General features: G+C 64.8%; 14 protein-coding genes. 10 read left to right on the top strand and 4 right to left on the bottom strand.

Going from position 1 to position 14,380, the window contains the following annotated elements; genetic code table 11:
• Positions 1 to 73 precede the first annotated feature (73 nt).
• Entirely contained in the window at positions 74 to 463 is a 390-nt protein-coding gene (locus ACYCO6_RS07890) for a hypothetical protein (RefSeq protein WP_459770852.1), read from the bottom strand.
• 1,014 nt (positions 464 to 1,477) lie between these two features.
• Here ACYCO6_RS07890 and fabG point away from each other — a divergent pair.
• From fabG to ACYCO6_RS07850, 8 genes are all read left to right on the top strand, one after another.
• A complete protein-coding gene (fabG, locus tag ACYCO6_RS07885; protein ID WP_459770850.1) occupies positions 1,478 to 2,281 on the top strand; it encodes a 3-oxoacyl-ACP reductase FabG in 804 nt (267 codons plus the stop codon).
• Between the two features lie 41 nt (positions 2,282 to 2,322).
• Positions 2,323 to 3,132 carry a shikimate dehydrogenase family protein gene (locus ACYCO6_RS07880; protein WP_459770848.1) on the top strand — a complete coding sequence of 270 codons (810 nt, stop codon included), beginning with the start codon at positions 2,323 to 2,325 and terminating at the stop codon, positions 3,130 to 3,132.
• 9 nt (positions 3,133 to 3,141) lie between these two features.
• Complete coding sequence (locus ACYCO6_RS07875; RefSeq protein ID WP_459770846.1) at positions 3,142 to 4,764, top strand: GMC family oxidoreductase; 1,623 nt, start codon at positions 3,142 to 3,144, stop codon at positions 4,762 to 4,764.
• A 297-nt stretch (positions 4,765 to 5,061) separates the two neighbouring features.
• Positions 5,062 to 5,346, top strand: coding sequence for a muconolactone Delta-isomerase (catC, locus tag ACYCO6_RS07870; protein ID WP_459770844.1), 285 nt, complete (start codon positions 5,062 to 5,064; stop codon positions 5,344 to 5,346).
• A gap of 13 nt (positions 5,347 to 5,359) precedes the next feature.
• On the top strand, positions 5,360 to 5,656 hold the full coding sequence (locus tag ACYCO6_RS07865; protein WP_459770842.1) for a YciI family protein: 297 nt from the start codon (positions 5,360 to 5,362) through the stop codon (positions 5,654 to 5,656).
• Positions 5,657 to 5,878: 222 nt separating this feature from the next.
• On the top strand, positions 5,879 to 7,096 hold the full coding sequence (locus tag ACYCO6_RS07860; protein ID WP_459770839.1) for an ABC transporter substrate-binding protein: 1,218 nt from the start codon (positions 5,879 to 5,881) through the stop codon (positions 7,094 to 7,096).
• Positions 7,097 to 7,292: 196 nt separating this feature from the next.
• Complete coding sequence (locus tag ACYCO6_RS07855; protein WP_459770837.1) at positions 7,293 to 7,943, top strand: hypothetical protein; 651 nt, start codon at positions 7,293 to 7,295, stop codon at positions 7,941 to 7,943.
• 300 nt (positions 7,944 to 8,243) lie between these two features.
• Positions 8,244 to 8,765, top strand: coding sequence for a CopD family protein (locus ACYCO6_RS07850; RefSeq protein WP_459770834.1), 522 nt, complete (start codon positions 8,244 to 8,246; stop codon positions 8,763 to 8,765).
• Between the two features lie 239 nt (positions 8,766 to 9,004).
• On the opposite strand, the gene ACYCO6_RS07845 is transcribed toward ACYCO6_RS07850, so the two are convergent.
• Positions 9,005 to 9,448, bottom strand: a complete 444-nt coding sequence (locus ACYCO6_RS07845; RefSeq protein ID WP_459770832.1) for a phasin — start codon at positions 9,446 to 9,448, stop codon at positions 9,005 to 9,007.
• Between the two features lie 356 nt (positions 9,449 to 9,804).
• Between ACYCO6_RS07845 and ACYCO6_RS07840 the strand changes: the two genes are divergently transcribed.
• Entirely contained in the window at positions 9,805 to 11,124 is a 1,320-nt protein-coding gene (locus ACYCO6_RS07840; protein WP_459770828.1) for a polyhydroxyalkanoate depolymerase, read from the top strand.
• A gap of 46 nt (positions 11,125 to 11,170) precedes the next feature.
• Here the strand turns inward: ACYCO6_RS07840 and ACYCO6_RS07835 are convergent, their stop codons facing one another.
• Both ACYCO6_RS07835 and ACYCO6_RS07830 read right to left on the bottom strand, forming a co-directional pair.
• Positions 11,171 to 11,953, bottom strand: coding sequence for a histidine kinase (locus ACYCO6_RS07835; RefSeq protein ID WP_459770826.1), 783 nt, complete (start codon positions 11,951 to 11,953; stop codon positions 11,171 to 11,173).
• Positions 11,954 to 12,347: 394 nt separating this feature from the next.
• On the bottom strand, positions 12,348 to 13,511 hold the full coding sequence (locus ACYCO6_RS07830; RefSeq protein WP_459773474.1) for an alpha/beta fold hydrolase: 1,164 nt from the start codon (positions 13,509 to 13,511) through the stop codon (positions 12,348 to 12,350).
• A 438-nt stretch (positions 13,512 to 13,949) separates the two neighbouring features.
• Between ACYCO6_RS07830 and ACYCO6_RS07825 the strand changes: the two genes are divergently transcribed.
• The gene (locus ACYCO6_RS07825; protein WP_459770824.1) at positions 13,950 to 14,072 is read left to right on the top strand and encodes a hypothetical protein; all 123 of its coding nucleotides are present in this window, start codon (positions 13,950 to 13,952) and stop codon (positions 14,070 to 14,072) included.
• Positions 14,073 to 14,380: the final 308 nt, after the last annotated feature.

Raw genomic sequence — 14,380 nt, 5'->3', positions numbered from 1 at the left:
CATATATCGCAGGTGGCGTTTGCCATCCTGGCCTATCCCTCCTCAGCCGAGTGCCGTGGTCCGATTCAGAAGGTCAATGACTCGTAGTGTTCGCCGAACCTGTGTTGCCCGCCCTGCTGACATTCGATCCAGTCGAACCTGTCATAGAGGGATTGGCAGAATGAACTGCCTCAACCATATCGAAGCCTGAGGGGCCAATTGTCATAACGACAGGATCGCCGTTCTTTGATCTTGCTCTAACGACGAATGCCTCGTTCAGAACGCTCACGTCCGAAAAGCCGGCATTCTGAAGATCCTGCTTCAGCTTCTGTGCGGTAAGAAGGGATTTTTGCTGGCCCGCCGAGTTGACGCTCGACTGCTGGTTTGATTGAGCAGGCTGATTCGGTGTCTGGGCACCAGCAGCAAATGCAGGGCCGGCGCAAAGGACGCCAGTCATCACAATGGACGTTACGAAGCGATGCATTGTGCGCTCCATTATTTTTAGGACGGATGTTGAACGTTGCCTGAGCGCAGTCCGGCTCAGGATACAGACAAAAAACTACTTGCGTTCGGGCGAGTTCCAATCTCGGCAGTTTTGTCTGCATGAATTCGATTTAATGATTGATCTTACTGCGAAGGCGCCTTATAGGGCTGAATTGTTCGCGAGATGTACGAAGGCGTACTAGGTTTCAGATTTACAACGGCGAAAATCTCCTGAGACTGGTATAATTCTAAATTTTCCCGGCCGGGAACTTGGTAGCCGGCGATTACCTAGACGTTGGAGTTGCCTAATCCGAATCGGAGTACGTGCACACTGAATGGCCACGTTCAGTTTTGGCCTCGGTGCGGATCGTGCCAGACGGAAGGATTGATCAGGTTCGCTCCAGGGCCGACACTTGAGCCGTGACGAGCATCCGCTTCTGCGGTTTAAGCGCCGGAAGCGGTCAGGTCGCTTTCGGCCGGGAACTGCCGTACGGGAAAGCCGTCACGGCTGTATCAAGCGACTATCCGAAAGCCGGTGAACGTCGACGGACCAGGGCCGCCCGCCCACCGTTGGGTCGGCGGCCATGACTGGACGGGCCACCGCGCGGCAGCGGCTGTCGGATAGCCAGAGGATGAGAACCGCAACAAGCTTCTCGTCGCCGACTGCGCGCTGAGTTGCACGCGCCATTCGCGGCGCCACAGGCACGCTCGACGAAGGCGAGACTCCTGATTGCCTGACGCAGGTGAGGGACTCTGTCGCTTCTCGCTGGTTGGTCCAGGCACAAAAGTGCGTTCGTCGCCGTTGTGCCGTAGCCGAAGGGCCAAGCGTGAGCCCTCATGCCTCGGTGAATCATGGCGGACCAGCAGCGCATCCCACCGGTTCCGCGCGCCCAAGTCGATAAGGCCCCTCGGTGCTCTGGACAGTGTTCCTGGGCACCGTATTGCTCGGCCTCACCGCCTTTCCGAGGCGCTGCTCGACAACGATCACGTCTGGCGCGCTACCTGGGGATCTGAGATGACCGAGCGGGAGACGAATCCAGACGCGATCGCGCGCCGACCGAGCCACGCCGGCCGGCGCGTCCTCGTCACGGGGGCCGGCCGCGGCATCGGTCGGGCGATCGCGGAGGGGTTCGGACGGCGCGGGGCCCTGGTCGGCGTCGCCGACGTGAACCCGGACGAGGTGGCGGCGACGGTCGCGGCTATCGAGGCCGCGGGCGGGCGCGCCCTGCCGATGAAGTTCGACGTCGCCGACTACCCGGCGGCCGAGGCGGCACTGTCTGAGGCCGCCGCGCTGGGCGGACCGTTCGACACGGTGGTCAACAATGCCGGCGTCTCGCCTAAGCACGACGGAGCAGCCCACCGCGTCTGGGAGATGGATCCGGCCGAGTGGAACCGCGTCGTCGCGGTCAATCTGACGGGCGCATTCAACACCGTTCGGGCGCTGACGCCGGCGATGTGCGCGGCCGGGCGCGGCTGGATCGTCAACCTGTCCTCGGTGGCGGGAAAGACCTATTCGCCGATCGTCGCCTGTCACTACGCGGCCTCGAAGGCGGGGCTGATCGGCCTCACCAAGCACCTCGCGGCCGAACTCGGCCCGTTCGGCATCCGCGTCAACGCGATCGCCCCGGGCCGCATCGAGACCCCGATGGTCCGGGCGGTGGGCAGCGCCGTCAACGACGAACAGGTCCGCCTGACGCCGATGGCTCGTCTCGGCGCCCCCGAGGAGGTCGCCGACCTCGCCCTCTACCTGACCTCCGCCGAAGCCAGCTTCGTCACCGGCCAGACCGTTGACGTGGCCGGCGGCCTATACATGACGTGAGCTGGGACCGGTCAGGACGGGGTATGGAGGAGAGGACGGCCATGGACGTAGCGATCACCGTGGCGGGGATCACCGGACGAACCCGGGTCTACGGTATCCTGGCGGATCCGATCTACCACGTGAAGGCGCCCGAGGTGATGGGTCGGCTCTTCGCCCGTCATGGGGTGGACGGCGTCCTCGTCCCACTGCACGTGACCGCGGATGGCTTGGCCGCCGTGATGGACGGGCTCAGGCACCTGCGCAATTTCGGCGGGTTCATCGCCACGGTCCCGCACAAGACGACGATGACCGGCCTGTGCGATGCGCTCACCCGCGAGGCCGAGCAAATCGGGGCCGTCAACTGCGTCCGGCGCGAGGCGGACGGCCGTATGGTCGGCACGATGCTGGACGGCATCGGCTTCGTCGAGGCGCTGCGCGCCTCGGGACTGGAGCCCCACGGTCGGCGTGCGGCGCTCGCGGGTGCTGGCGGTGCGGCGAGCGCCATCGCCTTCGCGCTGGCGGAGGCGGGCGTCGCGCGCCTGACGATCCTGAACCGCACCGCCGAGCGCGCCCGGGCGCTGGTGGAGCGCCTGCGCGCCGCATACCCCACCCTCGCGGTCGCCGCCGAAGGAGTTCAGGTGGATCATGACCTGCTCGTTAACGGCACGTCCCTCGGCATGCGCCCGCAGGATGCCGCACCCTTCGATCTCGCCGCCCTCCACGCAGGCCAGTTCGTCGCCGAGGCGATCATGGATCCGGAGACGACGCCGCTGCTCGACGCGGCGCTGGCGGCTGGCTGCCGCATCCAGAAGGGCCTGCCGATGCTGGAGCGCCAGATCGCACTCATGGCCCGCCACATGGGCGCACTCTGAGGCCGGGTCTTGGGACGGATCGACACCGACGCCCTCGAAGCGGGCGACTTCGACTACGTGATCGTGGGCGGCGGGACGGCGGGCTGCGTCCTGGCCAACCGGCTGACCCAATCCGGGGCGCACCGGGTGTTGGTCCTCGAGGCGGGGGGACGAGCACGCAGTCCCTGGGTGTCCGTCCCGGCCGGCTTCAGCCGCCTGCTCCAGCACCCAGCCTACAATTGGCGCTTCCGGACCGAACCGGAGGAGGCGACCGGCGGCCGGGTGATCGCGGTACCGCGCGGGAAGGGCCTCGGCGGATCGACGCTGATCAACGGCATGATCTACGTCCGCGGGCAGCCGCAGGATTACGATGCCTGGGCGCAGGTCGGCTGCCGCGGCTGGGGCTTCGCGGACGTGCTGCCCTATTTCCGCAGGCTCGAGGATTACGACGGCCCGCCCGACCCGTTGCGCGCGCGCGGCGGCCCGCTGCCGCTCACCGAAGTCGCCGAGCGGCCGGCCATCGCGGAGGCCTTCATCGCCGCCGCGCAGGCGGCCGGACATCCGCGCAATCCCGACTACAACGCGGCGAGCCAGGACGGCTTCGGCTATTATCAGGTCAACCAGCGGCGCGGGCGGCGGATCAGCGCCGCCGACGCCTACCTGAGGCCGGCGCTGGGACGCGGGAACCTCGCCGTCGTGACAGACGCGCACGTCTTGCGGCTGACTTTCGACCAGGATCGGGCGAGCGGCGTAGCCGCGCAGGTCGGCGGGCGCGAGCGGCTCTTCCGCTGCCGCGGGGAGGTGATCCTCGCTGCCGGGGCGGCTCAGACCCCGCAGATCCTGGAATTGTCCGGCCTCGGTGATCCGGCGATCCTCGCCGGGCTCGGCGTAACGGTGCGGCGCGCGCTCCCGGGCGTTGGTGCCAACTACATGGACCATTACTGCACGCGCATGAACTGGCGCGTGCACCTGCCCGTGACGCTGAACGAGCAGACCCGCGGTTTCCGCCTCGGCGTCGCGGCGGCGCGCTACTTCGCCACCCGACGAGGCATCCTGTCGCTGGGGACCGGCCTCGCCCATGGCTTCGTGCGCACGCGACCGGGACTCGACGGGCCCGACGTGCAGTACTTCTTCATGCACGCGAGCTACGCCAACGCCGCCGAGCGCAAGCTCGACCGCCTGCCGGGCATGACGATCGGCGTCACGCAACTGCGGCCGGAATCGCGCGGCACGATCCACGCCGCCTCGCCTGACCCGCTGAAGCCCCCGGCCATCCGCCCGAACTTCCTCGCCACGGAGGAGGACCGACGCGCGATGGTCGACGGGATGAAGATCGCCCGGTCCATCGTCGAGCAAGCGCCCATGGATCGCTTCCGCGGCGCCGAGCTCAACCCGGGACCGGACTGCCGGACGGATGCCGACTGGCTCGACTTCGCCCGTCGCGACGGCCAGACGATCTACCATATCTGCGGCACCTGCCGCATGGGTGGCGATCCCGGTTCCGTCACTGATCCGAACCTGCGCGTGCGCGGGGTGACCGGCCTGCGCGTGGCGGACGCCTCGATCATGCCGCGCATCGTCTCCGGGAATACGCAGGCCGCGGTGTTCATGATTGCCGAGAAGGCTGCCGACCTGATCCGCGCCGATGCCTGAGGTGTGCTGCTCATCAAGTGCGCATTGCAAAATGGCCGCGCCGAGCGGGCCGGCGCCTGCTCGGCGCCGGGTTCGGCCTGCGGGGGACGGCCGTGCCATTCCGCGTCCTGCCAGTCACGGACCTGTTCAAGCTCAAGCTGAGCGGTATCGTAGGCTATGTCGTTGCACGATGATCCGGGTCGGCCTCGGCGGCTCCGCGGCCGTCCCGGTCCGGACTCATCTTCACTCGGCAACGTGCACCGAAGCGCATCTCAGGTCAGATGCACTCAGGCATCTGGACGGGAAAGGATCGACGTTATGCTCTACATGGTCCACATGCAGGTCGACATCCCCACCACCCTGCCGAAGGAGGAGGCGGATCGCCTGAAGGCCGAGGAGAAGGCCTACGCGCAGAAGCTGCAGCACGAGGGCAAGTGGCGCCACCTTTGGCGCATCGCCGGGCAGTACGCCAACTACAGCGTGTTCGACGTTGTCAGCAACGATGAGCTTCACGACATCCTGAGTTCGCTGCCGCTCTACCCGTACATGTCGGTGAGCGTCACGCCTCTGGCGCAACATCCATCCGCCATCGCAGCCAACTGACGAGTAAAGTCCCATGCCCTACATGATCGAGACGTTCGACAAGGCCGGCAGCCTGGACATCCGCAGAGCCAATCGTGCCGAGCATCTCGTCTACCTCGACCGGATCAAGGGCCAGCTCCTGGCCTGTGGCGCGAAGCTGAACGATGACGGAAGCGACGCGGGTGGCGGCCTGTACGTCGTCAATGTCGACACCCGTGCCGAGGCCGAGGCGCTCATCCAGGCGGACCCGTTCTACAAAGTGGGCCTCTTCGAGCGCGTCGAGATCAGGCGCTGGCGCAAGGCCTACCTCGACGGCCGAAGCTATCTTTGAGGGAGAAAACGGCTTTCGCCGGGAACGGCGGCGACCGGTGGCAGCGCCGCGCAGATGACGGCCTGTCGAAGCGGACTGGTCGATCACATTGCCGACGCACACGATCTCGAGCCGCGCGGCGCATCTGATGTACCGCGCAGCTGTTCTGCACCACAAGGTAACGTTGCTCGATCTCTTCGGCGAAGAGAGGTCCTTCACGAGCAATAAACAGGGGAGGATATGATGGGTTATCGTACCTTGGCGGCGGCCGCTGCATTCAGTGCCGCTTCCCTCACCATCGTGCCGGCATTCGCGCAATATGCTGATGGCGGCATCAAGATCGGCGTTCTGACCGATATGTCCGGCGGCTATTCGGACCTTGCTGGTCGAGGATCCGTGACAGCTGCGCAGCTCGCGGTGGAGGACTTTGGCCGCCCGATCAATGGCCGAAAGGTCGAGCTGATCTTTGCGGATCACCAGAACAAGGCGGACATCGCTTCGTCGATCGCGCGACGTTGGTTCGATACCGAGGGGGTCGACGCGATTTTCGATACGAACTCCTCAGTCGCGGGTCTAGCAGTGCGCGAGGTCGCGCGCAGCAAGGGGAAGATCGACATCAACTCCGGTGCCGGTTCCATGGCGCTGACCAACGCCGCCTGTTCCCCGACCGGCGCTCATTGGACATGGGACACCTACTCCCTCGCAGCCGGGACAGCTTCGGCTCTGGCAGATGATCCGAAGAACACATGGTTCTTCATCACGGCCGATTACACCTTCGGACATGATCTGGAGGCACAGGTCACCCGCGTCGTCAAGGCCAAGGGCGGCACGGTGCTCGGGTCGGTCAAGCACCCGTTCCCCAATCCCGACTTCTCGTCCTACCTGCTGCAGGCTCAAGCCTCCGGCGCGAAGATCATCGGCATGGCCAACGCCGGCGCCGATACGATCAACACTATCAAACAGGCGAGCGAGTTCGGGATCCTGCAGGGAGGGCAGACACTGGGCGGCCTCAATATCTTCCTGACCGACATCTATTCAGTCGGACTGCCAGCCGCTCAGGGTATGATCCTGACGACGGGCTTCTACTGGGACATGGATGAGCAGACCCGCGCCTTCGCGCGGCGCTTCGGCGAGCGGATGGGCGGCAGGATGCCGACCATGGTGCAAGCCGGAGACTATTCGGCAGTGCTTCACTTCCTTAAGGCAGCTGAAGCCGCCGGCACGGACGACGGCTTGCAGGTCATGGCTAAGATGCGCGAGCTGCCGATCCAAGATTTCTTCGCTCGAAACGCCAAGCTACGCAAAGACGGCCGCATGGTGCACGACATGTACCTCGCACAAGTGAAAGCACCAGCCGAATCGAAGGGGCCGTGGGATTTCTACAAGATCCTGAAGACCATTCCTGGCGAGCAAGCGTTCCAGCCACTCTCCGAAAGTACATGCAAGTTGGTGAAGGAGTGATACGCGCCTTCGAGATGCACCGCGCGGTGCGACAACTCATCGGTCGCGCCTGACGCGGCAACACGCCGGGCGCCCGCCCGGCAACAGCGCCTTCGCTCGAATCTTGTTGTGCGACTTCCTTGCGCGGCACAGGCTCGCGGTATCGACCGCGCTTCTCATCTCAGACGCATTTGCTGGAGGGGCGCCAGCCTCCTACTTGCTCACCAGCGCCGCGCCTGCCCTGGCGCACGGAATTGTGGGCTACCGCTTCTTCCCCGCCACCCTCGCGGTCGGTGATCCCTTCGTCGCAGACGAGCTCTCTCTGTCCACCTTTGCCATCTTCAGAAATGGCGACAGCGCCCGCGAGGTCGATCTCTCGTTCGACTATTCGAAACGATTCACCGAGTACCTCGGCGTCTCGTTCGGTGAGACGTGGACGCATCTGCACCCCGGCGGCAGCGGCTGGCAGAATCTTGAGACCATCTTCAGGTATCAGGCGATCACCGACCCCGAGCACGAGTTCATCCTCTCGGCAGGCTTGAGCGTTGAGTGGGGCGGGACCGGTGCCACCCGCATCCGGGCCGAGAGCTTCAACGTGTTCACGCCCACGATCTGGTTCGGCAAAGGCTTGGGCGATCTGCCCGACACCCTCTCCTGGGTCCGGCCCTTCGCCATCACCGGGCAGGTCGGGTACGCCATTCCCGGTTCGGGTCGCACGGTGACCTTCACCGGCATCGATCAGGACAGCGGGCTGGTCACCTTCGACACCGAACGCAACCCGCGCAACGTCGTCTGGGGGGCACCCTCCAGCACAGCCTGCCCTACCTCAAAACGAACGTCGTTGACCTCGATCTACCCGACTTCGTGAACCACCTGATCCCGCTGGTCGAGGCCACGTTCGTGACGCCCGCGAACAACAAATTCGCCCGCCTGCCCACCACCGGAACGATCAATCCCGGCGTGATCTGGGTCGGGCAGAAGGTGCAGTTCGACCTTGAGGCACTGATCCGGCGAACCGGCAGAGCGGACGGCACGTTGGCGTGCTCGGACAGGTACACTTCTACCTCGATGATATTTTCCCGACCACGCTTGGGCGGCCGATCTTTCAGGGGCACTCGGAGCAGCGCTCCTGCTGCTGCTGGCGGCCCTTGTTCGCCCGCCGAGCCCTGTGATCGCGCGGCCGGCGGCAGTGCTGCTGATCAGTGAGGGCTGGAGCGGGCATGCCGTGGCCTGGGGCATGCTCGGCTCCGTGAACCTCGCGCTGCACGCGCTCTGCGCCGCCCCTTGGCTCGGCGGATCGGTGCCTCTTTGGTTGGTCGTGCTCGCCGCTTATGGCGGCGGTTCCGATCTCCAGTCCCCTGAACGGGCACTACGCCGGTTCGCTACCGTCGGCACAGTCGCGGTGTGCGGCGTGGTCGCAACGGGCGCGGTCAACACGTGGTACATGCTCGGCGGGACGGTGAACTTCATCGACACCTTCGTGCGTGTCCTCGCGCTCAAGATCATACTCGTCATGGTCATGATCGGGCAGGCCGCGCTCACCCGCGACCGCTTTCTGCCGCGGCTACGCACAGCTCGCTCACGGACGAGCTTGCGACTCCTCATCGGCAGTGTCGCGGTGGAGCAACGTCTCGGCCTCTTGGTGCTGCTCGATGTGAGCGCGCTCGGCATGATGAACCCGCACGCCTGACGAGCGCGCGGAAACGGGAGGCAGTGCGCGAAGCGAGTCTTTGGCCTTCTTCAATCGCGGGCAGCCATCCTTCGATCTGAGGCTCCATGCGCGGCGTGCCGGCCGGGACCTCGACCACACTATGGATCTGATCGTTGAACCACGGTTCCGAATACGCGGCCGGGGCCGTACCCGAATACCGCGCGTTGGAGTCCCGCTCCCGGTGGTGCGCTTAATCTGAAGCGTCAGTTCGAACCGCCTTATCGCCCAATCCCGTCGCCCTCTTCCATGGACATGCGCGACTGATCCGCACCGCTCTGGGCGGCGTTCATAGCCTGCTCTGACCCTTGCTTCATCGCGCTCTGCGCGATGCCGCCAAGCTCGGTCGCCTGTGCCTGCACGGCAGCAAGTTGGCCGCGAGCAAACTCAGCCTGAAGCTGCATCGCCTCCTGTAGGCTCTTGGCCTGGGTCAGCTTCTGCGCGAAGTCCAGGGCCGCCCGCACATTCTGTTCGGCAGCTTGGAAGCTGTGAGATGCCATGTCCTGTGTGCTCGTTTCCGCTGTCTGAGCCGAGCTCTGAGTATTCGCAAATGTTTGACGCGCTGCACTGATGAAGCCGTCGAATGCCTGACGCGCTTGGTTGATTCCCTTCTCGGCAAGCTCTCGCATTGCGCTGGGTATCTCAAAATTCGGAGTGGTGTTCACGGGCTTCTCCTTCAAACATTTCCCACGGGACCGCGCCAACAAGCCAGCACCCGCTCCCTTGCTGAACATCTCGATGGGATATTGGTTCATGGCGGGCATGGACGGTGTGACTGATGGACCGCTGTCCTGAGTCGCCGCCTGAGGGCTCGCCTTCCTCTGTTGCTTGCCGGCACCACAGCCCTTCATTCGTCCGTGCATAGCCGGAAATGACATGGCCAATTCTGCGCTGTAGCGGCAATTTTTTGCCGTTTGCACGGGCGAATCGCTCGATCCCGGCCCGCGCAACGCATCATAATGCTGAAGCGTTAGGCACCTCGGAAGTCAGCGGTCGTGAGGCTGCCGGAGGACACGTCCGTATGCTGTACCTGATGCGTGATGCCTACGACCAGATGCTCTCGCCCATGCGGGTGGCGGCAGAGATGGCCAGAACCGCCTGCGAGAACCCGTTCAGTCCGCTCTCCTACGCGCCCAACAGCCGGGCCGTCGCCGCGTCCTGTGAGTTGTTCGAGCGCGCCACGCGCTGTTATCCCAAGCCGGCCTTCAACCTGCCCGCCGCCGAACGCGTGGTCTGGGAGCGCCCGTTCTGCCGGGTGATCGCCTTCGGTGAGCCCTCCACCAAGCCGAAGCTGCTGCTGGTCGCCCCGCTCTCGGGCCATTACGCGACCCTGCTCCGTGGCACGGTGGCGGCCTTCCTCGACACGCATCAGGTGCTCATCACCGACTGGGCCGACGCCAAGAAGGTGCCGCTCTCGGCGGGACGCTTCGACCTTGACGATTACATCGACTACTGCATGGCGATGTTCGAGGCGCTCGGACCGGACCTGCACGTGATGGCCGTGTGCCAGCCCTCCGTGCCGGTGCTGGCCGCCATCGCCCGCATGGAAGCCGAGGATCACCCGCTGGTCCCCCGCTCGGCCGTGCTGGTCGGCGGTCCTATCGACACGCGCCGGTCGCCCACGGCGGTGAACAGGCTGCCGCAGGAGCGAAGCATCGCGTGGTTCGAGCGCCACTGCATCCACTCGGTTCCGTGGACCCATCAGGGGCACGGCCGTGAGGTCTATCCAGGCTTCCTCCAGTTGGCCGGCTTCATCAGCATGAACCTCGACCGGCACCAGACGGCGCACTGGGACATGTTCAACCACCTCGTCCAGGGCGACGGCGACTCGGCCGCCAAGCACCGGGAGTTCTACGACGAGTACCTGGCCGTGATGGACCTTGCGGCCGAGTACTACCTCCAGACGGTCGAGACGGTGTTCATCGAGCACCGCTTGCCCCGAGGTGAGATGCGCCACCGAGACAGGCCCGTGGACCTCAGCGCGATCCGGCGCTGTGCGCTGATGGCCATCGAGGGCGAGAAGGACGACATCACCGGTCTCGGCCAGACCCGAGCCGCACTCGACCTGACGCCCAATCTGCCGGCCGACAGGAAGGCTTACCACCTTCAGATCGGGGCGGGTCACTACGGCATCTTCAATGGCTCGCGTTTCCGCGCCGAGATCGTGCCGAAGATCGTCGCCTTCATGGAGGCGCAGGCCGAGACAGCAGTGGCTGCGCCGCCGATCAAGCTCGGCGGTGCAGCCCAAGCGACCGCCGAGTCTGACCTAGAGATACCGGCGGCGCTGATAGCTGAAGGCGCGCTCGCCTCCAGCGGGGCTGCTCCCGAGTTGCACGCGTAAGCTCAGGACGCATCCTCTGATTGCGCCAGATAAGGCGTGAGTGCGGTCACTGGACCGTGCCATTGCCTGTTGAGGCGAGCGTCGCCCGCTGCATTGATTCGGACGGGACTCGCGCCATGACCTTCCTGGCGCGCTGCTGTAGCTGCTCTACTCGCTTGTTCAGAGTGTCCCGCTGCCGCTGCCGCCGCTGTTCAAGTTGGTGCAGAACTCGGTCTCTCTCTTCGAGGGAGCCGGACCATCCTTCCAGGCGCTCGCAGTCGATTTGGTAGCTGAACTCGACATCAGCCAGCCCGGCCAAGGTGGCCTGGAGCAAACCAGTCAGATCGTCGAGGTCGGTTCCTCCTGCCTGCACTTCCGGCATCGGCTCAGCCCACTGATCGGCGGGAAGGTCAATCGGATCAGATCCGTTCAGGCTGGTGATCTTGAGAAGAATGTTGGACGCTGCGACCAGCGTGCCTGAGGCGTCGCGCAGCGGCGTCGGGTACGGCATGAACGGGATGCGTGTTCCATCCGGCTGCTCCAGAACAGCCTGCACACCACGCACCGGCCGCCCTTCCTTGATCGCCACAGCCATGGGGCACGCGTCGAGCGGGAGAAGTGTCCCTTCGGGCGTGTAGATGCGCCAGCTTCCGCACCAGCGCGTCTTGCCGAGATCGGGACGGTACCCCCACAATTCGGCTGCCGCATCGTTGTAGTAGGTCAGCCAGCCCTCCGCGTCTGTCGTGTAGACCGGGGACGTGAACTGCCTGAAGATTTCGGCGCGCGCCGGCTCGTAAACCCAGCCGCGATCTGGTCCGACGACTTCGAACTCATCATCGTCCGGAAACATGCTGCACTCCCTCGACGGACAGGCTACGAAATGCCCGTCCAAGCATTCCGGTCGCCCCCCTCTGTCGCGGGTGCCTGCAAGCCGATCTCGCCGCCATGATGGCAGCTTAAGCTTGTCGGTGACGCGAGCCGCGTCGCACTCCAGATCATCCAACGATATGAGATTGTGCCTCAGAGCTCCCGGGGGCGGTCGCTCCTCGACGCCATGACCGGATTACGCCAGCCTGGGCTCTCCCGCATCGCCTTGTACGGACGCCTCTTCGTTGCACAGAGGCGACGCACCTACAACCGCTCGATGACGAGAGACTGACGGTCAGCATCCCCGCTTACAGCGGCGGCTACCGAAGCTGGTTAACGCACCGCCAATTCGCAGAGAGTTTCGACCCGTCGCAGGCTCAGGTGTGATCGCGGATGAACGCCCTGAGAAGGCGGGCGACCTCCTCCGGCTGTTCCTGCTGCACCCAATGCCCGGCACCTTCAACGAGGTGAAAGTCGGTCATGTTCGCGCAGGCGCGGTTGCGCATTGCCTCAACCGCGCCCGGCGTCTGATAGACGCCCCAGTCGCTCTTACCCGAGATGAAGCAGGCCGGCACGTCGATGGTGCGGCCGGCGAAGGGGCGGAGGTCACCCACACATTCGGCATCCGTATAACGGCGGTAACCCTGCAAGCCGCCCTGAAAGCCAGTGCGCGCGTACTCCGTCACGTACACGTCCAGTTCGGCGTCTGTCAGCCACGCGCAGGACTTGATTTGATCCTCGGACGGCATCTCCGGGGCGACCGTCGCCGCCATGCCTTTGTCCCGGTCCATGATGTAGTAGGTCGGAAGCTGCGCGAGATCCTCAGCCGAGCGGGATTTCAGCGGATGAGGAGTGTTGTCCTTCCAGTCGGCACTCTTCGAATGATAGTATGCTTGGAGGAAGGCACGAAGTCCTTGAGGCGCGTGCAGCATGTCGTCGTTGGCCTCCCGCGTCCTGTACCAGCGCTGGTAGAACTTGCGCGGGCGTGGCAGGGCGGCCAACTGCGCATCGAGGGCATCGTCGCTTTGCGCTGGCGAGAGAGTGGGAGCGCCCCCGGCGTTGCATGGAAGGGCGGGCGGTCCCGCAAACGGCGCGCTCATCATAACGACCGAGCGGAAGACATCCGGTCTGATGAGCGCGCACCATGCCGCGGCGGGAGAGCCAGCATCGTGGCCGACCACACAGGCAACCTGTTTGCGTCCGAGGGTGGCAGCCAGAGCCAGGGTATCGGTGACGACGTTCAGGAAGCCGAAGGGATGCGTGCTCCCGTCGTAGGATGGGTCCCAACCGGTCGTCCGACCGTGACCCCGCTGGTCAGCGGCGACGACGTGAAATCCGGCCTGCGCCAGCGGCAGCATGATCTTGCGCCAACTGTAGGCGAGTTCCGGGAAGCCGTGCAGAAGCATCACGAGCGGCCGGTCGGCCGGCTCGAACCCGGCCTCCAGCACGTGAACGGTCAGGCCATTGATTCCCGGTAGGAGGCGCGACCGGATGCCCGCGGGGAGCGTTCCATTGCCGTATGATCCTAGCTTGGCACTCATGGCTGCATCCTCCGCCTGAACCACGGACTATACGGTCGTAAAGGTTGAGAGCAGACCTACAGCCGAAAGGATTGCGGCTCGACGCGACATGTACGATCCAGACGTGGACTGGGGTGCCTGATGAACGCGATGTCTCCCGCCGCTCATTGATAATGTTCTCCTGTGCTCACGCTTGGTCGCGGATACTTGCGCTGCAGGCCGACGATGTCACCACGTGTTCAAGCCTCGATTTGGGCTGCATCGAGAGTTCGCTGAGCAGGCCGACGAGATCGGGCCGCGACCTGCATAGCCAGTCCACGACCCAGGCGGCAACCAGATCGAACACTTAGCGGGCCGCACCCCTCGTCAACGCGTCGAGGCCGGACTGATGATCGCGCCTCTTGGGCCGGGGATGTCCTCGTCGGAGAACACCGCCAAGACGCTCGCGACGAGGAGGTGATGCACGGCATGATCGGTGACGGGGGCTGGACGATGGGTGGCATGGCCGTCTTTGGCCTGCTCTGTCTCGCCGCCCTGATCCTGGCGGTTGCTGCCCTGCTGAAGTACCTGCTGCCACGCTGAGGCAGCGCTTATCCATACGAGTAAATCGCCCTTTGACCGGAAGCGTGTCACCACCGGTGACGGAGACCGGAGCATTCTAAGATCTGCGCAACGAAGCCCTGGTCCTGATCTGCGCCTGAAGGGATTACGAACGGTTTCAGCGCCTCGAGCGTTCCTGGCGGTCGAACACGATGACGTGCCGGGAGGGTGCCATGCACACTTGGAGAGCCATGGATCGGGCCCCGCACGATGGGCGGTGGATCATCGCCATCAACCGTGACGAGCCAGACCAGCGCGCCATCATCCGCTGGGATCCCCACCACGCCGGC

Source organism: Methylobacterium sp. CM6257 (assembly GCF_054611515.1).
Note: the sequence above shows the minus strand (reverse complement) of the source record. Positions and strands in the feature narration are given on the sequence as shown.

What these genes read in the sequence shown, in the direction of transcription:
- ACYCO6_RS07835 (WP_459770826.1), bottom strand. Translation starts at nt 11,953, where the DNA reads ATGTTTCCGGACGATGATGAGTTCGAAGTCGTCGGACCAGATCGCGGC.
- ACYCO6_RS07880 (WP_459770848.1), top strand. Translation starts at nt 2,323, where the DNA reads ATGGACGTAGCGATCACCGTGGCGGGGATCACCGGACGAACCCGGGTC.
- fabG (WP_459770850.1), top strand. Translation starts at nt 1,478, where the DNA reads ATGACCGAGCGGGAGACGAATCCAGACGCGATCGCGCGCCGACCGAGC.
- ACYCO6_RS07825 (WP_459770824.1), top strand. Translation starts at nt 13,950, where the DNA reads ATGCACGGCATGATCGGTGACGGGGGCTGGACGATGGGTGGCATGGCC.
- ACYCO6_RS07860 (WP_459770839.1), top strand. Translation starts at nt 5,879, where the DNA reads ATGGGTTATCGTACCTTGGCGGCGGCCGCTGCATTCAGTGCCGCTTCC.
- ACYCO6_RS07890 (WP_459770852.1), bottom strand. Translation starts at nt 463, where the DNA reads ATGCATCGCTTCGTAACGTCCATTGTGATGACTGGCGTCCTTTGCGCC.
- ACYCO6_RS07840 (WP_459770828.1), top strand. Translation starts at nt 9,805, where the DNA reads ATGCTGTACCTGATGCGTGATGCCTACGACCAGATGCTCTCGCCCATG.
- ACYCO6_RS07830 (WP_459773474.1), bottom strand. Translation starts at nt 13,511, where the DNA reads ATGAGTGCCAAGCTAGGATCATACGGCAATGGAACGCTCCCCGCGGGC.
- ACYCO6_RS07865 (WP_459770842.1), top strand. Translation starts at nt 5,360, where the DNA reads ATGCCCTACATGATCGAGACGTTCGACAAGGCCGGCAGCCTGGACATC.
- catC (WP_459770844.1), top strand. Translation starts at nt 5,062, where the DNA reads ATGCTCTACATGGTCCACATGCAGGTCGACATCCCCACCACCCTGCCG.